Origin of the sequence: Sandarakinorhabdus limnophila DSM 17366, from assembly GCF_000420765.1 — a bacterium.
Taxonomy (GTDB): domain Bacteria; phylum Pseudomonadota; class Alphaproteobacteria; order Sphingomonadales; family Sphingomonadaceae; genus Sandarakinorhabdus; species Sandarakinorhabdus limnophila.
Map to the genome: position 1 here is coordinate 197,474 of NZ_ATVO01000004.1, position 23,158 is coordinate 220,631.

18 protein-coding genes are annotated in these 23,158 nt (G+C 64.3%); 9 read left to right on the plus strand and 9 right to left on the minus strand.

Features of this window, described 5'->3' with window-relative positions:
- Nucleotides 1-66 precede the first annotated feature (66 nt).
- Nucleotides 67-1,053, minus strand: coding sequence for an adenosine kinase (locus tag G566_RS0104175; protein WP_022679420.1), 987 nt, complete (start codon nt 1,051-1,053; stop codon nt 67-69).
- Nucleotides 1,054-1,128: 75 nt separating this feature from the next.
- On the opposite strand from G566_RS0104175, the gene G566_RS0104180 reads away from it, so the two are divergent.
- Nucleotides 1,129-1,836 (plus strand): EI24 domain-containing protein, encoded by a 708-nt coding sequence (locus tag G566_RS0104180; protein ID WP_022679421.1) that lies wholly within the window; start codon nt 1,129-1,131, stop codon nt 1,834-1,836.
- Here the strand turns inward: G566_RS0104180 and G566_RS0104185 are convergent.
- Nucleotides 1,833-2,054, minus strand: coding sequence for a hypothetical protein (locus G566_RS0104185; protein ID WP_022679422.1), 222 nt, complete (start codon nt 2,052-2,054; stop codon nt 1,833-1,835). The genes G566_RS0104180 and G566_RS0104185 overlap by 4 nt on opposite strands.
- Nucleotides 2,055-2,175: 121 nt before the next feature.
- Between G566_RS0104185 and G566_RS0104190 the strand changes: the two genes are divergently transcribed.
- Together G566_RS0104190 and G566_RS0104195 are read left to right on the plus strand one after the other, a co-directional pair.
- Entirely contained in the window at nt 2,176-3,384 is a 1,209-nt protein-coding gene (locus tag G566_RS0104190; RefSeq protein WP_022679423.1) for an acyl-CoA dehydrogenase family protein, read from the plus strand.
- A gap of 55 nt (nt 3,385-3,439) precedes the next feature.
- Nucleotides 3,440-4,558, plus strand: a complete 1,119-nt coding sequence (locus G566_RS0104195) for an acyl-CoA dehydrogenase family protein (protein WP_022679424.1) — start codon at nt 3,440-3,442, stop codon at nt 4,556-4,558.
- Nucleotides 4,559-4,769: 211 nt separating this feature from the next.
- Here the strand turns inward: G566_RS0104195 and G566_RS0104200 are convergent, their stop codons facing one another.
- On the minus strand, nt 4,770-6,005 hold the full coding sequence (locus tag G566_RS0104200; protein WP_022679425.1) for an acyl-CoA dehydrogenase family protein: 1,236 nt from the start codon (nt 6,003-6,005) through the stop codon (nt 4,770-4,772).
- A gap of 148 nt (nt 6,006-6,153) precedes the next feature.
- Between G566_RS0104200 and G566_RS0104205 the strand changes: the two genes are divergently transcribed.
- A complete protein-coding gene (locus G566_RS0104205) occupies nt 6,154-7,677 on the plus strand; it encodes a cryptochrome/photolyase family protein (protein ID WP_022679426.1) in 1,524 nt (507 codons plus the stop codon).
- 101 nt (nt 7,678-7,778) lie between these two features.
- Here the strand turns inward: G566_RS0104205 and G566_RS0104210 are convergent, their stop codons facing one another.
- Nucleotides 7,779-9,902, minus strand: coding sequence for a sodium-translocating pyrophosphatase (locus tag G566_RS0104210; protein ID WP_022679427.1), 2,124 nt, complete (start codon nt 9,900-9,902; stop codon nt 7,779-7,781).
- 132 nt (nt 9,903-10,034) lie between these two features.
- On the opposite strand from G566_RS0104210, the gene G566_RS0104215 reads away from it, so the two are divergent.
- Nucleotides 10,035-11,324, plus strand: coding sequence for an aminotransferase class V-fold PLP-dependent enzyme (locus tag G566_RS0104215; RefSeq protein WP_022679428.1), 1,290 nt, complete (start codon nt 10,035-10,037; stop codon nt 11,322-11,324).
- Between the two features lie 6 nt (nt 11,325-11,330).
- Here G566_RS0104215 and thiL read toward each other — a convergent pair whose 3' ends face one another.
- Entirely contained in the window at nt 11,331-12,254 is a 924-nt protein-coding gene (thiL, locus tag G566_RS0104220) for a thiamine-phosphate kinase (protein ID WP_022679429.1), read from the minus strand.
- A complete protein-coding gene (gene nusB / locus G566_RS0104225) occupies nt 12,247-12,699 on the minus strand; it encodes a transcription antitermination factor NusB (RefSeq protein ID WP_022679430.1) in 453 nt (150 codons plus the stop codon). Before nusB ends, thiL begins: the two co-directional genes overlap by 8 nt.
- 143 nt (nt 12,700-12,842) lie before the next feature.
- On the opposite strand from nusB, the gene G566_RS0104230 reads away from it, so the two are divergent.
- The 3 genes from G566_RS0104230 to G566_RS13465 all read left to right on the plus strand — a co-directional run bounded on the left by G566_RS0104230 (nt 12,843) and on the right by G566_RS13465 (nt 16,508).
- The gene (locus G566_RS0104230) at nt 12,843-14,345 is read left to right on the plus strand and encodes a replicative DNA helicase (protein ID WP_040605416.1); all 1,503 of its coding nucleotides are present in this window, start codon (nt 12,843-12,845) and stop codon (nt 14,343-14,345) included.
- A 168-nt stretch (nt 14,346-14,513) separates the two neighbouring features.
- Nucleotides 14,514-16,106, plus strand: coding sequence for a flavin monoamine oxidase family protein (locus tag G566_RS0104235; RefSeq protein WP_022679432.1), 1,593 nt, complete (start codon nt 14,514-14,516; stop codon nt 16,104-16,106).
- Nucleotides 16,107-16,109: 3 nt separating this feature from the next.
- Nucleotides 16,110-16,508 (plus strand): c-type cytochrome, encoded by a 399-nt coding sequence (locus G566_RS13465; RefSeq protein WP_022679433.1) that lies wholly within the window; start codon nt 16,110-16,112, stop codon nt 16,506-16,508.
- Between the two features lie 39 nt (nt 16,509-16,547).
- Here G566_RS13465 and aceB read toward each other — a convergent pair whose 3' ends face one another.
- Together aceB and G566_RS0104250 are read right to left on the minus strand one after the other, a co-directional pair.
- Nucleotides 16,548-18,146: a malate synthase A gene (aceB, locus tag G566_RS0104245; protein ID WP_022679434.1), complete on the minus strand. Its 1,599-nt coding sequence runs from the start codon at nt 18,144-18,146 to the stop codon at nt 16,548-16,550.
- Nucleotides 18,147-18,156: 10 nt separating this feature from the next.
- Entirely contained in the window at nt 18,157-19,584 is a 1,428-nt protein-coding gene (locus tag G566_RS0104250; RefSeq protein WP_022679435.1) for a short-chain fatty acyl-CoA regulator family protein, read from the minus strand.
- 164 nt (nt 19,585-19,748) lie between these two features.
- On the opposite strand from G566_RS0104250, the gene G566_RS0104255 reads away from it, so the two are divergent.
- Nucleotides 19,749-21,341, plus strand: coding sequence for an isocitrate lyase (locus G566_RS0104255; RefSeq protein WP_022679436.1), 1,593 nt, complete (start codon nt 19,749-19,751; stop codon nt 21,339-21,341).
- 185 nt (nt 21,342-21,526) lie between these two features.
- On the opposite strand, the gene G566_RS0104260 is transcribed toward G566_RS0104255, so the two are convergent.
- Entirely contained in the window at nt 21,527-23,119 is a 1,593-nt protein-coding gene (locus G566_RS0104260; protein ID WP_022679437.1) for an ATP-binding protein, read from the minus strand.
- Nucleotides 23,120-23,158 lie beyond the last annotated feature (39 nt).

Consider the following 23,158-nt stretch of genomic DNA (forward strand, 5'->3'; position numbering starts at 1 on the left):
CACGCACAATACAAACGAAAAGGGCGGCCCTCACAGGCCGCCCTTCTTGTTTGTGGGGTGTGAGGTTCAGCCCAGCTTGCTGGCGATCAGCGCACGCAAATCCGCTTCCGGCCGCGCACCGAAGTGGCTGATCACTTCCGCCGCCGAAATGCAGCCGATGCGCGCGCAATCAGGCAAGGACCGCCCCTGCACCAGCGCCGCCATGAAGCCGCCGGCAAACAGATCGCCCGCGCCGGTGGTGTCTACCACCTTGGCCACGCGCTCACCGGCCACTTCATACCGGTGCCCGCCGCCCAGCACGACCGCGCCCTTCTCGCTGCGCGTCACCACGGTGATGCAGGCATGCTTGCCCAGCTCCGCCATCGCCGCATCGATATCGTCGGTCTGATACAGCGCCTTCACCTCATTCTCGTTGCCGAACATGATGTCGACATGGCTTTCCAGCAGATTGCGGAAATCGGCGCGATGGCCTTCTACGCAAAACACGTCGCTCAAGGTAAAGGCCACCTTGTTCCCGGCCTCGCGCGCCACCTTGATCGCCGCCTGCATGGCGGCGCGCGGCGCGGCCGGATCCCACAGATAGCCTTCCAGATAGAGAACGCCCGATTTCGCCACCAGTTCGGCATTCAGATCGCTGGCATCGAGTTCCTGGCAGGCGCCCAGATAGGTGTTCATCGTGCGCTCGCCATCGGGCGTCACCACGATCAGGCAGCGCCCGGTGGGCGGGCCGCCCGTGGCCGCCGCCATATCAAACGCCACGCCGGCCGCGCGGATATCATGGGTGAACACCTGCCCCAGCTGATCGCCCGCCACCCGGCCCACAAACGCCGTACGCGCGCCCAAGGCCGCTGCACCCACCACCGAATTCGCCGCCGAACCGCCACTGATCTCGCGGCCAGGCCCCATTGCGCCATAAAGCGCCTCGGCCTCACCGGCATCGATCAGCCGCATGCAACCATGCTCGATCCCGCGGCTAGACAGGAAATCCGGGGTCTCGCTGCTGATCACGTCAACAATCGCGTTGCCCATGGCGAGGATGTCATACTGCGGCATGCACGGCTCCTGAAAATGCAGGCCGTGCCATAGCCGCTTGCCCCGCCCCTGCCCAGACCTTACCTAAAGGGCGAAATGCCCGCCGCCTTCATCCTGAGCTTCGCGCAATTGTGGGACCCGGCCATCCGCCGCATCCTGCTGCGCGCGCTTCTGCTCACGCTGCTGCTGTTCGCCGGCCTCAGCTGGGCGGTGTTCAAGGGCATCGCATTGATCGAAACCAATGGCTGGCCAGGGTGGCTGCAAAGCTTCTGGACCAACGGCGCCGGCGATGCCGCGGCCTTCCTGCTCTCCATGCTGCTCACCTGGCTCGGCTTTACCAGCATCGCCACCGCCGTGATGGCCATGTGGCAGGACGAGATCATCGTCGCCGTCGAAACCCGCTACTACCCCCACGCCAAGGGCCACGCGCTGGGCCTGGGCGTCGAACTCGCCATGGGCGGGCGCGCGGCGATCAGAGTCGCCCTGATCAACCTTCTGCTGCTGCCCGCCTACCTCCTCCTCCTCGTCACCGGCATCGGGCCGCTGATCCTGTTCATCATCGCCAACGGCTGGGCCCTGGGCCGCGAATATCTCGAAGCCGTCGCCGCCCGCCACGTCCCGCTGGGCGAATCTCGCGCCTGGCCGGGGCAGCACAAATGGGATTCATGGGGCATCGGCTTCCTCACGGCCGGGCTGTTCGCGGTGCCCGTGCTCAATCTGGTCGCGCCGATGATGGGGGCGATGATGGCCACGCATATCTTTCACCGCGAGCGGGAAGACGAGGCGAAGGCGCGGGCGGCCTAAAGAATCCCGCCGCCCATGAACAGGCGGAACGCGCCGACCACGATCACGATCAGGTTGAGGTTCCGCCCGGCGTCCTTGCCCGACAGGAAGCCCAACCCCAGCCCGACCATGGCCAGCGGGATGATCGCCCAGTTGGCCCAGCCCAGGAAGGGCAGGAAGGCGAAGATGGCGAGGCCGAGCGCGACCAGACCGATCATGAGCGAGACGATGTTCAACATGGGTTGAATGTGGGGATGGCCGGGGCCGGCGCAAGGTGTCGCAGCGGCAAAATTCACAGGGTTGCCGCTGCCCCGATTCGGGTTTACGTAAACGTCAACCTGTAAGCTGGGGAGTGAAGCCATGGATCTGAATTTCAGCGCCGAAGACAATGCCTTTCGTGACGAAGTGCGTGCCTTCATCCGCGACCATTATCCCGCCTATCTGAACGAGAAAATTCACGAGGGTGAGGAAATGGCGAAGGAAGATTTCCTCGCCTGGCACAAGGTGCTGCATCAGAAGGGCTGGATCGTTCCGGCGTGGCCGACCGAATATGGCGGCACTGGTTGGACCGCGACCCAGCGTTATATCTGGTCGGAAGAGACGGCTGCTGCCGATACCGTGCGGTTGATGCCGTTCGGCCTGTCGATGGTTGGCCCGGTGATCTACACCTTCGGCACGCCGGAACAGAAGGCCAAGTTCCTGCCCCGCATCCTGAGTGGCGAGGATTGGTGGTGCCAAGGTTATTCCGAGCCCGGCGCCGGTTCCGATCTTGCATCTTTGCGCACCCGCGCCGAGCGCTTCACCGGCGATGACGGCAAGGAATATTACCGCGTCAACGGCCAGAAGACCTGGACGACGATGGCGCAGCATGCCGATTGGGGCTTCTTCCTGGTTCGCACCGATACCACCGCCAAGATCCAGGAAGGCATTTCGTTCCTGCTGATCGACATGAAGACGCCCGGCATCACCGTGCGCCCGATCATCACCCTGGGCGGTGAGCATGAAGTCAACGAAGTCTGGCTGGAAGACGTGATCGTGCCGGTGGAAAACCGCGTGTTCCACGAAAACAAGGGCTGGACCTGTGCCAAGTTCCTGCTGGCCCACGAACGCACCGGCATCGCCGGCGTTGCCGCTTCCAAGCGCAATGTTGAGCGCATCAAGGACGTGGCCCGCAAGACCGAAGACGGCGGCGAGGCGCTGATGGCCAACCCGTTCTTCAAGCGCAAGGTGGCCGAACTGGAAGTCGATCTGGCGGCGCTGGAATATACCGAACTGCGGACCCTCGCTGGCGAAAGCAGCGGCAAGGGCCCGGGGCCGGAATCCAGCCTGCTCAAGATCAAGGGCACCGAGATCCAGCAGCGTCTGACCGAGTTGGCGCTGGAAGCCGCCGGCACCTATGGCGCGCCGTACTTCCGCTCAATGGGCGAAGGCGACAACAGCTTCGCCGTCGGCCCGGACAGCGCCCGCCGCACCGCGCCGGTATATTTCAACATGCGCAAGACCAGCATCTATGGCGGGTCCAACGAGATCCAGCGCAACATCATCGCCAAGATGGTGCTGGGCCTTTGATCGATTGAACGCCGCCCCGGCCTGAGCCGGGGCGGCGCACCTGCCTTGGGGAACGATGATGGATTTCAATTTCACCGAAGAACAGACCATGCTGCGCGACATGCTTTCGCGCTACCTGGCGGATACCTACACGTTCGACGCCCGCCAGAAGGTGGTGCACGGCGGCAAGGGCTGGAACCCGGCCGTGTGGCAGGCCTTTGCCGAAGAACTCGGCGTGCTGGGCGCGCCGTTTGCAGAAGCGCATGGCGGCCTTGGCGGCGGCGCGATCGAGAATATGGTGGTGATGGAAGAAATGGGCCGCGCCATCGTGCTCGAACCCTATCTCTCCACCGTCGTGATCGGTGGCGGCGCGCTCAAGCATGTGGGCGGCGCGATCGCTGATGCCGTGATCCCGACGATAATCGCCGGCACCACCCGTATCGCTTTCGCGGCCTATGAACCGCAGGGCCGCTTCTATCTCAACGATCTCACCACCACGCTGAAGGGCGGCCAGTTGAACGGCCACAAGGCCGTTGTGGAAGGCGCGGCGCACGCCACGCACCTGCTCGTCACCGCCCGCACCGGCGGCGCCCAGCGCGATGCGGGCGGCGTGGCGCTGCTGCTGATCCCGGCCGATGCCAAGGGCATCACCCGCCGCGATTACCTGACCGTGCACGGCACTTCGGCCAGCGAAGTCTATTTCGAAAATGTCGCCGTGGGCGCCGAACATGTGCTGCGCGAAGAAGCGCTGCCGCTGATCGAGGCCGTGGTTGATGAAGCCACCGCCGCCCTGTGCGCCGAAGCCTGCGGCGTGCTGAAGGTGCTGCACGCCACCACGCTGGATTATGCCAAGCAGCGCAAGCAGTTCGGCAAGGCCATCGGCGATTTCCAGGTGATCCAGCACCGCCTGGTCGACATGTTCATGGAGGTCGAACAGGCCGTTTCCATGACCATGATGGCCACGCTGAAGCTCGACACCGCCGAACGCAGCGCCGCCGTTTCGATGGCCAAGGCCAAGGTGGGCAAGGGTGCCAAGTTCGTCGGCCAGAACGCCGTGCAGGTGCATGGCGGCATCGGCATCACCCAGGAACTGGCCGTGGGCCATTATTTCAAGCGCGCCACCCTGATCGAAAACCAGTTCGGCAGCGTGGATTTCCACCTGTCCCGCTACGAAGGCATCGCGCTGGCGGCATAAGCGCCTGCAGCAACGCAAACGAGAAGGCCGGGCAGCGATGCCCGGCCTTTTTGTTGTTGCAGGATAGAAACAGTAATCAAAGCCTCCGGCGGGCAGGGGTGACCCCTGCACCCGTTCGTTGGTTTGGCGCCCTGTTCCGAAGCTCAGGAGCAAACCCAAACGAAAGTGGGTGCAGGGGCTCAGCCCCTGCCCGCCGGAGGCTGTTTCTTCCTTAAATCAAATCCCCACCTGCCGCCGAAGCCGTGGTGCCGTGCGCCTGATACGCCTTGATCACGTTGCGGCCCACCGTCCAGCGGTGCACTTCGTCCGGCCCATCCACCAGCCGCTGCGAACGGATGTGGGTGTACCAACTCGCCAGCGGCGTATCCTGGCTATAGCCCAGCGCGCCGTGCAGCTGGATGGCGGTATCCACCACCTTGTGCACCATGTGCGCCAGGAACACCTTGGCGATGCTGTTCTCCTGCCGCAGGTCCATGCCCTTTTCCGCCTTATAGGCGATGTGCAGCAGCATCAGCCGCGCCATGTAGAGCTCGCTCGCGCACTCGGCGAGCATGAACTGCACGCCCTGCCGGTCGCTCAGTCGCTTCCCGAACGTCTCGCGCTGCGTCACATGCGCCGTCGCCAGATCAAGCGCGCGCTGCGCCATCGCCACATTGTGCATGCCGTGCCGCAGCCGCCCATAGGCCAGCCGGTGCTGCCCCATGTTGAAACCATTGCCTTCGCCGCCGAGCAGATTCTCCGCCGGCACCACAAGCTCCTTGATCTCGATCTCGCTGTGGCCGCCGCCCATCACCTGGGAAAGCGGGCCTTCGATCGCCATCGTCTTGATGTCGCGCTTGATGATGTAGCCGGGGTTGGGCAGCTCCACGATGAAGGTGGAAAACTGGCGGTGGCGCGGCGCATCCGGATCGGTGCGCGCCATCACCACGGCCAGATCGGCGGCACTGGCGGCCGACGAGAACCACTTCTCGCCGTTCATGATATAATTCTCGTTGCCGTCCTTCACCGCGGTGGTGCGCATGCCGGTGGCATCGGCGCCGGCGGCCTTTTCGGTCATCGAATAGCAGACTCGCTTGTCCCCATTCAGCAAGGGCTTGAGGAATTTCTCCTTCTGATGGTCAGTGCCATGCGCCAGCAGGGTCAGCATCGTCGCATCATCCGGCCCCTGGCTGTTCATCGACAGCGCACCAAGGTGGCTCTGCCCCAGCTCCATCTGCACCAGCGCGTTGGCGAGCGGGCCCAGCCCCATGCCGCCATGTTCCTTGGGAATGAACGGCAACCACAGGCCCTGCGCCCGCGCCTTGGCCCGCAGCGCGTTCAGCACGGTCTTGTAATCAGCGCCTTCGTGCAGTTGCTTTTCAGCCGGCCGGCATTCATCATTCACCCACTGCCGAACCCGTTCGCGAACGGCCTTGGCTTCGGCTGGAATCTCGAAATCGATCGACATGGCGATGGCCTCCCCGGCGGTTTTTCTGTGGGAAGCTTACTCGGGAGGCACAGGCCCGCAACCTATCACCTCTCCCCGTGGAAGAGAGGGATGCCGCGCGACACCACGCCGAGTTGAAGCCGTCGCTTACCCCGGCCACACCCGGCAAATGACCATCCTTGCGCCCATCCTCGGCGATCAACTCTCCCACACGCTCGCCAGCCTGCGCGCCGTCACCCCGGCGGAGGCGGTGGTGCTGATGATGGAGGTGGCGGATGAAGCCACTTACGTTCCCCATCACCCGCAAAAGATCGCCCTGTTCTTCAGCGCCATGCGCCACTTCGCCGACGAACTGCGTGAGCAGGGCTGGACGGTGGATTATGTGCGGCTTGATGATCCCACCAACACAGGTGATTTTGCTGGCGAAGTCGCCCGCGCAGCGCAGCGCCACTGCGCCACACGCATCGTCACCGTGGCCGGCGGCGAATGGCGGGTGGTGGAGGGGCAGCGCAGCTGGGCCGAGCGTACGCAACTGCCGCTCAATATTCTCGATGATGATCGCTTCATCTGCACCATCGAACAGTTCGCTGGCTGGGCGAAGGGCCGCAAACGCATGATCATGGAAGATTTCTACCGCATCATGCGCCGGCAGACCGGCCTGCTGATGGACGGTGATCAGCCGGCGGGCGGCCAGTGGAATTACGACCAGGAAAACCGCAAATCTGTGCCGAAAGGCCACCGCTTCATACCACCACTGCGTTTCGCCCCCGATGCCATCACCACCGAGGTGATGGCCCTGGTCTCCGGCCGTTTCGGCAATCATTTCGGCAGCATCGACGGTTTCAGCTGGGCCGTGACCCGCGAACAGGCCTTGGCTGCCCTCGCTGATTTCATCACCCACCGCCTCGCCGGCTTCGGTGATTATCAGGACGCGATGGTCACCGGCGAAGACGTGCTCAACCACAGCCTGCTCGCCCCCGCGCTCAATCTCGGGCTGCTCTCCCCACTCGAAGTCTGCCAAGCCGCCGAAGCCGCCTTCCACGCCGGCACCGCGCCGCTGAACGCCGTCGAAGGCTTCATCCGCCAGATCCTGGGCTGGCGCGAATATGTGCGCGGGCTCTATTGGTTTGCCGGACCAGACTACACGGCGCGCAACCACCTCGCCGCCACCCGCCCCCTGCCCGCCCTGTTCTGGGGCGCGCCCACCGATCTGAAATGCCTGTCACAAGCCGTGGACGCCACGCGCCGCAACGCCATGGCCCACCATATCCAGCGCCTGATGATCCTGGGCAATTTCGCCATGCTGGTCGGCACCGATCCAGCCGAGGTCCGCCGCTGGTATCTCGCCGTCTATGCCGACGCGCTGGAATGGGTGGAGGCGCCCAACGTCATCGGCATGTCCCAATTCGCCGACGGCGGCCTGATGGCCACCAAACCCTACGCCGCCGGCGGCGCCTACGTGAACCGCATGAGCGACCACTGCAAAAGCTGCAAGTACGACGTCAAGCAACGCACCGGCCCCAAAGCCTGCCCGCTGAACTCCCTCTACTGGGACTTCCTCGCCCGCCACGAAGAAACGCTCAAGAACAACCAACGCCTCTGGCGCATGTACGACGGCTGGCGGCGCTTCTCAGCGGAGGAGCAGGTCCGCATCCGGGAACAGGCGGCGCGCTTTCTCGCCACCTTGGCCTAACCCTCTTTTGCGACGCCGCCCCAGACTTGATCCGGGGCGACGAACAAAAAAGGGGCGGCTGGTGGGCCGCCCCTTTCGGATTTGGTGATTGGTGGGCCGCCTCAGTGGCCTGCGAGGGCCGCCAACAACAAGAGCGCCACGATGTTGGTGATCTTGATCATCGGGTTCACGGCGGGGCCGGCGGTGTCCTTGTAGGGGTCACCCACGGTATCGCCGGTCACCGCCGCCTGGTGGGCGGGGGAGCCTTTGCCGCCGTAGGCGCCTTGTTCGATCACCTTCTTGGCGTTGTCCCATGCGCCGCCGCCCGAGGTCATGGAGATGGCGACGAACAGGCCTGAGATGATGACGCCCATCAGCAGCGCGCCGAGCGCGGCAAAGCCGTTGCCCTGGCCGGCGACGGCGGTGATGACGTAATAGACCACCACGGGGGCGAGCACCGGCAGCAGTGACGGCACGATCATTTCCTTGATCGCGCCGGCGGTGACGAGGCCCACGGTGCGGGCATAATCGGGCTTCACCTCGCGGGTGGCGATGCCGGGGTTTTCGCGGAACTGGGCGCGGATATCCTGGGCAACGGCCTGGGCCGTGCGGCCCACCGCTGTCATCGCCATGCCGCCGAACAGATAGGGCAGCAGCGCGCCGAGCAGAAGCCCGACGACCACGTAGGGGTTGGACAGGGAGAAATCGACCGGCACTTGGCTGAAGAACTGCGCCAGATCCTCGGTGTAGGTGGCGAACAGCACCAGCGCGGCGAGGCCGGCCGAACCGATGGCATAGCCCTTGGTGACGGCCTTGGTGGTGTTGCCCACCGCATCGAGGGCATCGGTGCGCTGGCGCACTTCGCCATCAAGGCCAGCCATTTCGGCGATGCCGCCGGCGTTGTCGGTCACCGGGCCATAGGCGTCCAGCGCGACGATCATGCCGGCCAGGGCCAGCATGGCGGTGGCGGCAAAGGCGATGCCGATCAGGCCGCCCAGTTTGAAGGTGGCGATGATGCCGGCAACGATCACCAGGGTGGGCAGCGCGGTCGATTCCATCGACACGGCCAGGCCCTGGATGACGTTGGTGCCGTGGCCCGAATCCGAAGCCTTGGCGATGGATTGCACCGGGCGATAATCGGTGCCGGTGTAATATTCGGTGATCCACACGATCAGCGCGGTGACGACCAGGCCGATGAGCATGCAGTAGAACAGTGCCGCACCGGTGAAGCCGCCTTCAACGCCGGCAACCTTGAGGGCTTCGCCGGCCACCGCGCCATCAGCGCCGATCACGGCGTTCATGTCGGGGAAGATGGCCTGGGTGGCGAACCACAGCGCCGGCACGGAGAGCACGCCGGTGACGATCAGGCCCTTGTAGAGCGCGCCCATGATGGAGCCGCCGCCAAGGCGGACGAAATAGGTGCCGATGATGGAGGTGATGATGCAGACGCCGCAAGCGAGCAGCGGCAGGGTCATCAGCTTGGCCGCATCACCGCCGGTGACGAGCAGGGCGCACAGCACCATGGTGGCGCCGATGGTGACCACGTAGGTTTCGAACAGATCGGCCGCCATGCCGGCGCAATCGCCGACGTTGTCGCCCACGTTATCGGCAATCACGCCGGGGTTGCGATCATCATCTTCGTCAAAGCCGAGCTCGTTCTTGCCGACCATGTCGGCACCGACGTCGGCCGCCTTGGTGAAGATGCCGCCGCCCAGACGGGCGAAGATGGAGATGAGCGAGGCACCGAACGACAGCGCGACCAGCGCGTTGACGACAGCGCGGCTGGTGGGCTCAAGGCCCGACGACACCAGCGCATAGAAATAACCAGCGATGGCGAGCAGCGCGAGGCCGGCGACAAGCATGCCGGTCACGGCGCCCGAACGGAACGCCATGGTGAGGCCGGCCTGCAGCGATTGGCGCGCAGCTTCGGCCGTGCGCACGTTGGCGCGCACCGAAATGTTCATGCCGATAAAGCCGGTGGCGCCCGAGAGGACGGCGCCGAGCACGAAGGCAACGGCGGGGATGACGCCGAGGAACAGCGCGACCAGGCCGGCCACGATCACGCCAACGATGGCGATGGCAGTATATTGCTTGGTGAGATAGGCGCCGGCGCCGATTTCGATGGCCTTGGCGATTTCCTGCATGCGGGCATTGCCCGGCGAGGCGCTGAGCACCTGGCGCGAGGTGATCACTCCGTAGGCCACGGCGGCAAGCCCGCAAATGATGGCCAGAACAACGCTATCCATTGGTCCCCTTCCCCTTGTTGGTACCCGACCCGCATTCATGGGTTGGGCATTTTGCCGCACCATGGCATGGGATTCGACGAACGCAAGCGGGCAGGTAGAGTTTACCGGGCAAAGCGATAGGGGGCAGGGGCAATGCAGGTTTCAAGACGCGACGCGATGATGCTGGCCGGAGCGGCCGCAGCGGCTGCCGGCGCGGCGCCAGCACGGGCACTCAGCGCCCCCGGCGTGATCGCTCCGGATGACGAAGCCGGCTGGGCGCGCATTGGTGCGCTTTACCCCAGCATGGCCGGCCCAGTGACGCAGCTGGAGCATGGCTATTGGGGCAACATGGCGCTGCAGGTGGCGGAAACCCACAAGGTCATCGTGGAGCGGCTGAACCGCGAGACCAGCATCTATGCCCGCCGGGCGATGCGCAAGGATCAGGCCGTGGTGAAGGCCCGTGCCGCACAGGCGATGGGCGTCCAGCCGGAAGAAATCGGCTTCTGCCGCAACGCCGCGGAAGGCCTGCAGGCGCTGATCAGCCAGTTCCAGGGTGTGGCGGAAGGCGATGCGATCCTGTGGTCTGACTCTGATTACGACACAAGCCACGCAGCGATGCGAACTCTGGCGAAAAGCCGGCGGGCGACGCCGGTGATGGTGAACCTGCCGCGCGCGCCAACACGGGAGAATGTGATTGCCGCCTATGCCGCCGCAATCAAGGCCACGCAGCGCCTGAAATTCGTTCTCCTTACCCACGGCACGCACAAGAGCGGCATGGTGGTGCCGGTGACCGAGATCGCGGCGCTGGCCAAGGCGGCGGGTGCGATGGTGCTGGTCGATTGCGCGCAGAGCTTCCGGATGCGGCCGTTCGTGATCCCGGATTTCGGCGCGGATTATGCCGTGCTGAATTTCCACAAATGGACCGGCGCGCCGGTGGGCGTCGCCGGCTTCTGGATCCGCCCGGGCGCGGCACCGATGGTCGCAGCAGCCGCGGCCGAACCGGATGCAAAGCCTGAGGACGTGCAGGCCAAGGTGCACCAGGGCACGCTGGATTATGCGCCGCAGCTCACCCTGCCGGCCGCGCTGGATTTTCAGGAACAGGTGCTGCCGGTACCCATGAAGCTGGCGCGGCTGCAATGGCTGCGCAACCGCTGGGTGCAGCCGCTGCGCGGGCTTTCAGGGCTGGAGATCATGCTGGGCGATGATCCGGCGACCTTCGGGGCGATCACCAGTTTCCGGATTGCCGGCCACACGAGCACGGCGGACAATATCGCCATCACCGATACGCTGTTCAATCAGTACAGGATCATGACCGTGCACCGTTCGGGGCTGGCGGATGGCGCCTGTGTCCGGGTGACGCCGGGATTGTTCACCAAGGCGACGGATTGTGACCGGCTGGTGGCAGCGTTGAAGGATCTGGTGCCGAAAATCGCGCGGGGGTGAGGCGGCTCAGCCGTGCTCCCAGCCCAGCCGGGTGGGCAGCGGAACCGGCGCGCCGGCATGAAACAGCGAGACGCCAGCGCCCGGCAGCACGCGTCCAACCGCCGTCACCGGGCCGGCAGCGGCCGGCAGCGGGCCGGCACCGGGCGGCAGCGAAAACAGCAGTTCATAATCATCGCCGGCCGTGACCCGGGCCAGCAGATCATCAAGCCCAGCCGACGGGCGGGACAGCGGCACAGCATCCAGATCAATCTCCAACGCCACGCCGCTGGCGGCTGCCAGACGCTCGGCATCGATCAGCAGGCCATCGGACACATCCATCCCCGCCGTCGCCACCCCACCCAGCGTTGCGCCGAGCGCGAGACGCGGGTTGGGCCGACGGAAGCGGTTCAGCAACTGTTTGTCAAATGGCGCTTTTCCTTCTGCGATGGCCAGCCCAAGCCCGGCATCGCCGATCGTGCCCGACACATAGAGAAGGTCGCCGGGCTGGGCGCCGCCCCGGCCAAGCGCCTTGCCCGGTTCCACCCAGCCGACGGCCGTCAGCCCCAGCACAGCGCGGTCCAGCCCGGTAACGGTATCGCCACCCCACAGCGAAACATTGAATGTTTCCAATGCCCTGGCCAGCCCGGCCACAAAGGCTTCGCGCCAGGCCTCGTCCTCCGCCACCGAAAGCCCCAGCCCCAGCAGCACGCCGGCCGGCGTGGCCGCCATCGCCGCCAGATCGGAAAGGTTCACCGCGAGCAGTTTCCACGCCACATCGGACGGCGGGTCGCCGGGCAGATAGTGGACGCCGGCGGCCAATATGTCGTGCGTAAACACCAGGTTGCGGCCCAGCGGCGGGGTCCATACCGCGGCGTCATCCGCAAGGCCACGGGCGGCGTGGCTCACAGCCAGCGGCGCCATCAGGCGGGCGATGAAGTCCCGCTCAGCCACGCACCTTGCGGGCGACCGCATCCAGCAAACCATTGACGAACTTGGCTTCCTTGTCGTCATGGAAGGCATGGGCGACATCAACATATTCGTTGATCACCGTGGCTGCCGACACATCGGCCCGCGCCACCAGCTCATACACCGCCGCCCGCAGCAGCGCCCGCATCGGCCGATCAAGCCGGTTCAGCGACCAGCCTTCGGCAAGCCCGCCGCTGATCAATTCATCCAGCTCGGCCTGACGCGCGGCGACGCCAGCGACCACGTCGTCGAAGAAGGGCTCATCGGCGGCAAGATACTCTGCCCCTTCGATTTCCTGGCCCAGCCGGTGGTTGTGGAACTCAGTCAGCAGCTTGGGCACGGTCTCGCCGCGCATCTCCAGCTGGTACAGGGCCTGCACGGCGGCCAGGCGGGCCGCTGAACGGCCACGATAATCGGGAATGTTGCTCACGGCGCGGCTCTACGCGATTGTGGGAGGCCCCGGCAAGCGGCTCCACTTGTTCACCCGCCATCCCCGGCTTGTCCACAGGTCTGCCCACCGCGAAATTTGTGCGCCGCCTTGGCATTGCCGCGGCGTTGCGCGATGACGCGGGCATGGCCAGCCTTCCCCCTTCAATCACCCCGCTTCGTGTTGTTGACGGTGGCCCGGCGACTGCGACCTTGCCGCAAAATCTCGAAGCCGAAGCCGCCCTGCTCGGCGCGTTGATGATCGACAACCGGCTGGTGGAAGATGTCATCACCAAGCTCAAGGCGGAGCATTTCGCCGATCCGCTGCATGGCCGCATCTATGCCGCCATCCTCACCTTGTCGGCACGGGCGATGGCGGCGACGCCTGTCACCCTCAAGCCCATGTTCGAAGCCGATCCGGCAATGGCCGAACTGGGCGGCCCCGGCTATCTCGCCAGCCTCACCCAGAATGGTGCAGCGCTGTTGGCGGCCAAGGATTTTGCCCAGCAAATCTACGATCTTGCCTTGCTGCGCGAGCTGATCCGGGTGGGCCGTGAGATGGTGACAGAAGCCAGCGACACCAGCCGCGACATCACGCCGATCACCCAGATCGAAGCGGCCGAAATGGCACTCTACAAGGTCGCAGAAGCCGGCGAAGTGCAAGGCACGGTCAAGACCTTCCTCGAGGCTGCGCGCGAAGCCGTCGCGCAGGCTGACCGGGCCAAGCGGTCGGGCGGGCATCTGTCGGGCTACACGACTGGCCTTACCGGCCTGAATGAGAAGATGGGGGGCCTGCACAAATCGGACTTGCTGATCCTCGCCGGCCGCCCGGCGATGGGAAAAACCAGCCTTGCCACCAACATCGCCTTTGCCTGTGCCCAGCGCTTCTCTCAGGACAAGGCGAAGGGCATCGAGGCGGAAAAATCCTCCGGCGCACCGGTTGCCTTCTTCAGCCTCGAAATGTCGGCCGATCAGCTCGCCACCCGTATCCTCGCCGAACAATCGGAAGTGAACGGCGAATCACTGAGGATGGGCAAGATCAGTGACGAGGATTTCACCCGGCTGGCCCGCGCCTCAACCGAACTCGCAGCGCTGCCGCTGTGGATCGACGATACGCCGGGCCTCTCCATCGCCGCGCTGCGCACCCGCGCCCGCCGGCTGAAGCGCCAGCATGGCATCGGGCTGATCGTCGTCGATTATCTCCAGCTCCTGACCGGCTCCAAGGCCAGCGGCAGCGACAACCGCGTGCAGGAAATCTCGGAGATCACGCGCGGCCTGAAGACCCTTGCCAAGGAATTGCAGGTGCCGGTGATCGCGTTGTCGCAGCTCAGCCGCGCGGTCGAGAACCGCGAGGACAAGCGGCCGCAGCTGGCGGATTTGCGCGAATCCGGCACCATCGAGCAGGATTCGGACATCGTGATGTTCGTCTATCGCGAGGAATATTATCATGGCCTGAAACAGCCCGATCCCGAAGAGGCGGATAAGCACATGAAGTGGCGGGAGAAAGCGGAAAAAATCTTTGGCTTGGCTGAAGTGATCATCGCCAAGCAGCGCCACGGCTCCACCGGCACGGTACCGCTGACCTTCATCAAGCAGTTTACCAAGTTCGCCGACCGCGCCGAGGGTGATTTCGGCGGCAGCGATTATTGAGGCCACGGCGGCAGGGCGGACAAGCGGTCTGAAAACCCCGTCATTTCGCCACTATCGACAGCCGGGGTGAGAGCGCATCGAACCCGGAAATCGTCATATGCGCTGGTCAGCCGGCTTCACGCCTGCCAGAGTCGCAGGTAGCAGCACACAAGGGGGAAGCAGGGTCTGATGAACTGGGCTGAACAGGGTCCGACGCGCCGCGAGGTGTTGCGCGCGATCGGCATAATGGCGGGCACGGCCGTACTCTATCAGGCGATGGAAGTGCTGGGCCATGCCAAGGAAACCCAGTTTGCTGGGCCGCCCAATCTGCAGGGCGCGCGGCCGGGAACGAAGGTGGTCGTGCTGGGCGCCGGTCTGGCCGGCATGCTGGCCGCCTATGAACTGGCCAAGGCAGGCTATGACGTTCAGATCCTTGAATACAACAACCGTCCTGGTGGCCGGAACTGGTCGCTCTATGGCGGGGACACCTATACCGAATTGGGCGGCGCCACGCAGAAAGTGGGCTTTTCCGAAGGCAATTATCTCAACCCCGGCCCATGGCGCATTCCCTATCACCACCGCGCCCTGCTGCATTATTGCAAGACGTTCGGCGTGGCGCTGGAACCGTTCATCCAGATGAATCAACAGGCGCTGGTGCATTCGGCCAAGGCCTTCGGCGGCAAGCCGATGCGTTATCGCGAGCTGCACGCCGATTGGGATGGCAATGTTGCCGAACTGCTGGCCAAGGCCATCGACAATCGCGGCCTTGATTCGGTGATGACCAAGGAAGACGCCGATCGCCTGCGCATCGCGCTGCGCGAATGGGGCGCGCTGGATCAGAATTTCAAATATTCCAAGAACTATCGTTCGTCGCGCCGGCGCGGTTTTGAGCGCGCGCAGGGCGGCGGCGTGCTCGGCGAGCCCATCCCGTCTGATCCCCATGCCTTCAAGGATATCCTTGCTTCTGGCATCTGGCGCACCGTTGCCCAGCACATGAACATCGATCACCAGCATGCGATGTTCCAGCCGGTGGGCGGCATGGGCATGATCGGCCGCGGCTTTGCCAAACAGGTCGAAGGCAAGATCAGGTACAACCAGAAGGTCACCAGCATCAGCCAGCAAGGCGGCAAGGTGACGGTGATGCACACGGATACCGGCAGCGGCGTCACCAGCACCACCGAAGCCGATTATTGCGTCTGCACCATCCCGCTGTCGGTGTTGAGCCAGATCGATGTCGATTGCTCACCCGGCCTCGATGCCGCGATCCACGCCGTGCCTTATTCCAATTCCGTGAAGGTCGGCCTCGAATTCAAGCGCCGCTTCTGGGAAGAGGAAGAGGCAATCTATGGCGGCATCAGCTTCACCGACCGCGAGATCAGCATGATCTCCTATCCGTCGGGCAAGCTGCACAGCGATGGCCCGGCGGTGATCCTGGGTGCTTACACATTCGGCCCGGCCAGCTACAAATTTGCCGGCATGACGCCCGAAGAACGCATCCAACGCGCGCTCGAACAGGGCAGTGTGTTCCATCCCGGCCGCTACAAGGAAGAATTCATCGGCGGCGCCACCGTGGCGTGGAGCCGGGTGCCGTTCACTCTGGGCTGCTGCGCTCAGTGGAACGAGGATACCCGCAAGGAACATTATCAGACGCTGGTTGCTGTCGATAACCGGCTGGTGCTGGCCGGCGAACATGCCAGCTATATCGGCTGCTGGATGGAGGGCGCGATCCTGTCGTCGCTCGATGCCGTCACCCGCCTGCACAGCCGAGCCCTGGAGGCCTGATCAATGCGTTTCGTTCTGTTTGCCGCCGTTCTGATCGCCAGCCCGGCGTTGGCCCAGAAGCCAGCCAAGCCGGCACCGGCGCCGCACCCGGGAGCCGAGGTTTATCAGAATATCTGCCAGGCCTGCCATATGGCCAACGCGTTGGGCGGCGAAGGCGCCGGCAAGATTCCGGCGCTGGCGAAGAATGGGGCACTGGAGGCTGCCGGCTATCCGATCATGGTGGTGACCGGCGGCAAGAACGCCATGCCGTGGTTCCGTGGCGCGCTGACCGATCAGCAGATTTCCGACGTGATCAACTATGTTCGCAGCAATTTCGGCAACAAATACAAAGACAAAGTGACGCCGGCGATGGTGGCCGAGATGGGTGTGCCAGCACCGAAGGGTGGCATGCGCGAGCAATAGGCGCTGTGGCCCCTCCTGGTCAGGAGGGGCCAGCGTCACTCATTTCGCGAAGTAAAACTCGTAAGCCGGGTTGGTCAGGAATGGCTCCAGCCGGTCGGCCAGCACCAGCGTGCGGAACAGATCGGCCGCTTCCTTGTATTTGCCGGCGGCGAAGAAATTGTCGCCCACCTGCGCCTTCCAGGCGGCCAACTGCTCCTCGGTGACACGGGTGATCAGCGCGGCGTCGACCGCCTCGCAGCTATCGAGCGTGGCGCCGGCCTTGCGCCATTGCCACAATTGCGTGCGGCTGATTTCGGCGGTGGCAGCATCTTCCATCAGATTGTGCAGCGGCACCGCGCCCTGCCCGCGCAGCCAGGCCGCGACATAGCCGATGCCGACATTGATGTTGTTGGTGAGGCCGGCGAGCGTGCGCGGGCCCTCAGGCGGCGTCACCAGATCAGCCATGGTGGCCTCGCCTTGCGGGATGACATTGAGCTGGTTCGGCGTCGGCATCAGCCGGTCGAACACCTCGCGCGCCACGCCGACCAGGCCGGGGTGGGCAACCCAGGTGCCATCGTGACCCAGCGTGGCTTCACGCTCCTTATCGGCGCGCACGGCAGCGAACGCCGCTTCATTGGCAGCTTCATCGTCCTTCACCGGGATGAAGGCGCTCATGCCGCCCATCGCGTGGGCGCCGCGGCGGTGGCACACCCGCACCACGTGCGCGGCATAGGCGGCCATGAACGGCACCTTCATCGTTACAGCGGCGCGATCAGGCAGCAGCTTGGTTGCGTCGTTCTGGAAGGTCTTGATATAGCTGAAGATATAATCCCAGCGGCCGCAGTTCAGCGCGGTGATGTGATCCTTGAGTTCATAGAGGATCTCCTCTGCCATGAACGCGCCCGGCAGGGTTTCGATCAGCACCGTGGCGCGGATGGTGCCCAGCGGCAGATTCAGCATCGACTGGGCGGTGATGAAGACATTGTTCCACAGCCGCGCTTCCAGGCTGTGCTCCAGCTTGGGCAAGTAGAAATAGGGGCCGCTGCCCTTGGCCAGCAAGGCCTTGGCGTTGTGGAAGAAATAGAGGCTGAAATCGAAGATGGCGCCCGCCACGCGCTCGCCATCGACGATCATGTGCGCTTCATCCAGATGCCAGCCACGCGGACGGCAGATGAGGACGGCGGTCTTGTCGTTCAGCTTGTAGCTCTTGCCCTTGTCCTCAAGGCTGATCGTGCCGGCAGCGGCGTCGCGCAGATTGACCTGGCCTTGCACCATCACGTCCCACGTCGGTGCCGAGGCATCTTCCAGGCAGGCCATGAAACAGTGCGCGCCGCTGTTGAGGGCGTTGATCACCATCTTGCGGTCGCACGGCCCGGTGATCTCGACGCGGCGATCGGCCAGATCGGCCGGGGCAGGGCGCACCTGCCAGCTGCGATCATCACGGATCGACGAATATTCGGGCGCAAAGCCGATGAAGCCTTCCTCGTTGATCCACGCCTGCCGCTGATCCCGCGCGCGCAGCAGGGCCAGCCGGGTCGGATTGTACATGCGGTGCAGCTGGGCAACGAAGGCCAGCGCCTCTGGGGTGAGGATGGTCTCGTAACCGGGCTGCATGGCGCCCTTGATCTCGACACCCTGCAGGGCGGGATTGGTGGTCATGGCAGGCCTTTCATTCATCGGTAAAGCGGAAGGGTGTGAGCACGCGCTGGCGCTCGTCGAAGGCGAGATGGGCACCGGCCGGGGGCGCGCCGCGCTGGCGACAGGCGGCGCGGTGGCAGGCGGCGCAGCCAGGGCCGATCGGTGTGGCCGGGCCATTGAGTTCGACGCCGGCGTTCCACGAGAGTGAAGACGCATGGGCGACGTCGCAGCCGATGCCGATGGCAAAGCCCGGGCGCGGCACCCCCCAGGGCAGGGCGGCGGTGCGGATGGTGCGCGCCAGCGTGAGGAAGCGCTGGCCATCTTCCAGCTCGACCAGTTGGCGGCGGATTTCGCCGGGCCGATCAAAGGCGTGATAGACATGCCAGAGCGCGCAGCCGCCCGTCACCGGGAGCGGTGAGGCACCGGGAGCAAAGCGCTTGGAAACGGTGCCGGCGCGGTCGACCCGTAGGAAGAAGAAGGGCACGCCGCGCGCGCCAGGGCGATGCAGGGTGGTGAGCCGATGCGCCACTTGTTCCAACCCGCGACCGAAACGCGCCTGCAGCAATTCAACGTCATAGTCGGTCGCCTCGCAGGCGGCGAGGAAGCGGGTATAGGGCATCAGCGTGGCGGCGGCGGCATATTTGGCCATGGCGACCGTGGCGGCGCGCACATCAAGTGGGTCCGCGATCCCGGCGCCAGCGATGGTCGCTACAATCTCGGCCTTCAGTTCGATCAGCACCAGCTGCACGGCGGCGGCAAAGCCACGACTGGCGGCGTCCAGCGATTCCGACAATTGCAGCTGGCGCGAATGGAGATCAAGCCGGCGCAAATGGCCGGGCATCACCTCCAGCGGCAGGGCGCGCACGGTGATGGCGTGGCGGGCGCGCAATCGTTCCACCACGGCTGCATTGAGATCGGAGCCGGACAGGCGCAGATCGTCGGCCAGCTTCTCGGCGGCCTCATCAAGCGCGGGGAAATGATTGCCGGCCGCGTCGATCATCCGAGTGACGGTCGCGATCGGGCCGGGTGGTGGCGGCTCCGGCCCGGTTGCCGGCGTGGCTGCCGCCAGGCGCAGCAGCGCATGGGCGATGGCGGGCGCGCGGGCCGCCAGGTCGCGCAGCTCGCTGCGCGGCACGTCGATGCCGATCAGGCGGGGATCGGTGAACAGCTTTGACAAGTCGTCAACAAGCTCACCTTCGTCGTTCCCAGTCAGGCTGCGGATATCGAGATCATAATTCTGCGCCAGCTTGAGCAAGAAACTGGCCGACAGCGGGCGCTGGTCGCGCTCGATCAGGTTGAGATAAGATATTGAAACGCCGAGATCATTGGCCATACGCGTCTGCGTGAGGCTGCGCTGGGTCCGCAGGCGGCGGACCCGTGCGCCGGCAAAGATCTTCCGCCCATTGCCCAAGGTTTCGGGCAGTTCAACAGCGGCAGCAGAGGCAGGAATTTCTGTCAAGATTTTTACAATTTCACAGTCAATAGGAGAGAAGTAGAGACATTTACACACGATTCTTTGACTGAATCGGGTTGACCGGGCGTTAGCCCAAGCGCAGGGCGTTGACAAGTTTTACCGGCAGGGCCGCCCCAAACCCTGCCAATTGCCCGTGCAAAGGAGTGGCCATGAGCTATCAATCGCAAGTCCAGGCCGCCGCGGCCGCCGTCAATGGCAAGTCCGGCTGGGAATCGATCAGCGCCGAAAGCGTTGCCCGCATGCGGCTGCAGAACCGTTTCCAGTCCGGCCTCGAAATCGCGCGTTACACCGCCGCGATCATGCGCCGCGATATGGCCGCCTATGATGCCGATCCCGCCAGCTACACCCAGTCGCTGGGCTGCTGGCACGGTTTCATCGGCCAACAGAAGCTGATCTCGATCAAGAAGCATTTCGGCACCACCGACAAGCGCTACCTCTATCTTTCGGGCTGGATGATCGCCGCCCTGCGCAGCGAATTCGGCCCGCTGCCCGACCAGTCGATGCACGAAAAGACCAGCGTGCCGGCGCTGATCGAGGAGCTCTACACCTTCCTGCGCCAGGCCGATGCCCGCGAACTGGGCGGCCTGTTCCGCGATCTCGATGCCGCGCGCGCCGCCGGGGACGCGGTCAAGGCCAAGGCCGTCGAAAACCAGATCGACAATTTCCAGACCCACGTGGTGCCGATCATCGCCGACATCGATGCCGGCTTCGGAAACGCAGAAGCCACCTATCTGCTGGCCAAGAAAATGATCGAGGCCGGCGCCTGCGCCCTGCAGATCGAGAACCAGGTTTCCGATGAAAAGCAGTGTGGCCACCAGGACGGCAAAGTGACCGTGCCGCACGAGGATTTCGTCGCCAAGATCCGCGCTATCCGTTACGCCTTCCTGGAACTGGGCGTGGAAGACGGCATCATCGTCGCCCGCACCGACAGCCTGGGCGCGGGCCTTACCAAGCAGATCGCCTTCAGTCGTGAACCGGGCGACATCGGCGACCAGTACAACAGCTTCCTCGATTGCGAGGAGATCGACGTGGGCCAGGTGGGCAACGGCGACGTGGTGATCAGCCGCAACGGTAAGCTGCTGCGGCCGAAGCGGCTGGCATCAAACCTGTTCCAGTTCCGCGTCGGTTCAGGCGAAGACCGCTGCGTGCTCGACTGCATCAACAGCCTGCAGAACGGTGCTGACCTGTTGTGGATCGAAACGGAAAAGCCGCACATCGGCCAGATCGCCGGAATGGTGAACCGCATCCGCGACGTTATCCCGACCGCCAAGCTGGTCTACAACAACAGCCCCAGCTTCAACTGGACGCTGAATTTCCGCCAGCAGGTCTATGATGCCTATGTTGCGGCCGGCAAGGACGTGAGCGCCTATGATCGCGCCCGGTTGATGAGCGTCGATTATGATGGCAGCGAACTGGCGCAGGAAGCCGACGAGCGCATCCGCACCTTCCAGCGCGATGCCGCCGCCCAGGCCGGCATCTTCCACCACCTGATCACGCTGCCGACCTATCACACCGCCGCCCTGTCCACCGACAATCTGGCGAAGGAATATTTCGGCGACGCCGGCATGCTGGGTTATGTGAAGAACGTGCAACGCGCCGAGATCCGGCAGGGCATCGCCTGCGTGAAGCACCAGAACATGTCGGGGTCCGACATTGGCGATGACCACAAGGAATATTTTGCTGGGGAGGCGGCGTTGAAGGCTGGTGGTGCGCACAACACCATGAACCAATTCGCGGCGTAGCCGGGCCAGTGGCTATCGCGCAGCGATAGACACGGACTCCGGCAAGCCCGGACGGCGAGCGAAAAAGGCGGCCCCGACAGGCCGCCTTTTTTGACTCGTCCGACGGCGTGGCTTTGCCACGTACTTCTTTCTTCCTTCCTTGTTGACGAACTCAGCGGACTCGGCGGCTCCGCCGCCGGCCGCGCTTATCGCACGTTCGCCCGCCAGCGCGCGATCACGCGGTTCAGCATATCGCTGTCATCGCCGGTCTTCACCCACAGTTCGCTGAACACCGGGTCGTCGCTCATTGGCCGCTTCGCCGCTTCCAGTTCATCCAGCCGCACGCGGATCGGCGCGGGCACGCCTTCGCCTGAAATGATGCATTCGCGGTTGCGCAGCGCCGGGATGGCTTCCAGCAGGCTGCGGCCGCCTTCGGGCAGCGCCGCCTTCACGAAATCCTGGTCGCGTTCGTTGTTGAGCCGGAGCGAAATGATGGTGCCGCACTGCGACAGTGCACCTTCGGCCAGGTCGGACGGGCGCTGCGTGACAAGGCCCAGCGACACGCCATATTTGCGGCCTTCCTTGGCGATGCGTTCCAAAACGTCGCGCACCGGGCTGGTGCGGGAAATAGTGCGGTTGGGGATGTACCGATGGGCTTCCTCGCAGATCAGCACCACCGGCCGCTTGCGCTCCCCGCGGGACCAGACGGCAAAATCGAAGACAATGCGGCTGAGCACCGAAACCACCGCCGAAACGATGCTGATCGGCACGCCTGACAGATCGATGACGGAGATCGGCCGGCCGTCCACTGGCAGCCGCAACATGCGCGCCATGAATTCGGCCATACTGTCGTGGGCAAATTTGCGATCGAACATGAACTGCTGGCGCGGATCGCGCATCACCTGATCCAGCTTGCCCCGGATCCGCATATAATTGGTGGCATTCTGATTTTCGGCCATCTTGCCCATTTCCGATTGCAGCGTGTCAACCAGAACCGAGAGAAGATAGGGGATCGGCGTATCGGTGGTCACGGCGGCCAACCCCTGCGCATAGACCGATTTGGCCCGCGCCATCTGCAGGCAACGCGCCAGGATATCGCGGTCCATGTCGCGGGCGGCGCCTTCGCTGGTCAACAGCACCTCGCAATGTTCTTCAAGGTTGAGCAACCAGTAGGGCAGTTCCAGATTGTCGACGTTGAACACCATGCCGGTATCCTCGAACGCCTTGGCATATTCGCCGTGCGGATCGATCATCACGACATGGCCTTCCGGGGCCTTTTCGATGATGCGGTGCAGGATCAGCGCGGTGCCGGTGGATTTGCCGGTGCCGGTGGAGCCGACGATCGCGAAATTCTTCGAAAGGAACGTATCGAAATAGATCGCGGCGCGCACGCTGGTGGTTGGATAGACAACGCCGATCTGGATGTGCGGGCGATCTTCACCGGAAAAGACGCGGGCCGATTCTGCGCTGGTCATCGGATAGGCCAGGCTGCCGGCACGCGGATAGGTGCCCACCCCGCGGCTGAAGCCAGTAATGCTGCGATCACCAGTCATGCCGGCTTCGCCCACCAGATCAACCTCGGCGATGGCGACATTGTCTTGCCAGGTGATGCCGCGCAGCGTGGCAACCACCCAGCGCCCGCCCGATTCCACCTTGATCAGGCTGCCCAGCATGCCCGCCGACGCGATCACCACGTCGGGATTGTCCTTCAGGCTGCTGGTGGCGGCGATATCGACCGCCAGGCGAAGTTGGCCGGCCGTAACCCCCACCACTTCACCGATCACCGTTTCTTGCCCCATCGCAGCACACTCCCTTGCTCAGACGATGGGCCGATTTGG

Excerpts from the sequence above, each read along its gene's own strand:
- G566_RS0104200 (WP_022679425.1), bottom strand. The coding sequence starts at position 6,005 with ATGTCGATCGATTTCGAGATTCCAGCCGAAGCCAAGGCCGTTCGCGAA.
- G566_RS0104215 (WP_022679428.1), top strand. The coding sequence starts at position 10,035 with ATGCAGGTTTCAAGACGCGACGCGATGATGCTGGCCGGAGCGGCCGCA.
- G566_RS0104205 (WP_022679426.1), top strand. The coding sequence starts at position 6,154 with ATGACCATCCTTGCGCCCATCCTCGGCGATCAACTCTCCCACACGCTC.
- G566_RS0104255 (WP_022679436.1), top strand. The coding sequence starts at position 19,749 with ATGAGCTATCAATCGCAAGTCCAGGCCGCCGCGGCCGCCGTCAATGGC.
- G566_RS0104230 (WP_040605416.1), top strand. The coding sequence starts at position 12,843 with ATGGCCAGCCTTCCCCCTTCAATCACCCCGCTTCGTGTTGTTGACGGT.
- G566_RS0104185 (WP_022679422.1), bottom strand. The coding sequence starts at position 2,054 with ATGTTGAACATCGTCTCGCTCATGATCGGTCTGGTCGCGCTCGGCCTC.
- G566_RS0104210 (WP_022679427.1), bottom strand. The coding sequence starts at position 9,902 with ATGGATAGCGTTGTTCTGGCCATCATTTGCGGGCTTGCCGCCGTGGCC.
- G566_RS0104180 (WP_022679421.1), top strand. The coding sequence starts at position 1,129 with ATGCCCGCCGCCTTCATCCTGAGCTTCGCGCAATTGTGGGACCCGGCC.
- G566_RS0104190 (WP_022679423.1), top strand. The coding sequence starts at position 2,176 with ATGGATCTGAATTTCAGCGCCGAAGACAATGCCTTTCGTGACGAAGTG.
- G566_RS0104235 (WP_022679432.1), top strand. The coding sequence starts at position 14,514 with ATGAACTGGGCTGAACAGGGTCCGACGCGCCGCGAGGTGTTGCGCGCG.
- aceB (WP_022679434.1), bottom strand. The coding sequence starts at position 18,146 with ATGACCACCAATCCCGCCCTGCAGGGTGTCGAGATCAAGGGCGCCATG.
- G566_RS0104260 (WP_022679437.1), bottom strand. The coding sequence starts at position 23,119 with ATGGGGCAAGAAACGGTGATCGGTGAAGTGGTGGGGGTTACGGCCGGC.
- G566_RS0104175 (WP_022679420.1), bottom strand. The coding sequence starts at position 1,053 with ATGCCGCAGTATGACATCCTCGCCATGGGCAACGCGATTGTTGACGTG.
- G566_RS0104195 (WP_022679424.1), top strand. The coding sequence starts at position 3,440 with ATGATGGATTTCAATTTCACCGAAGAACAGACCATGCTGCGCGACATG.
- G566_RS13465 (WP_022679433.1), top strand. The coding sequence starts at position 16,110 with ATGCGTTTCGTTCTGTTTGCCGCCGTTCTGATCGCCAGCCCGGCGTTG.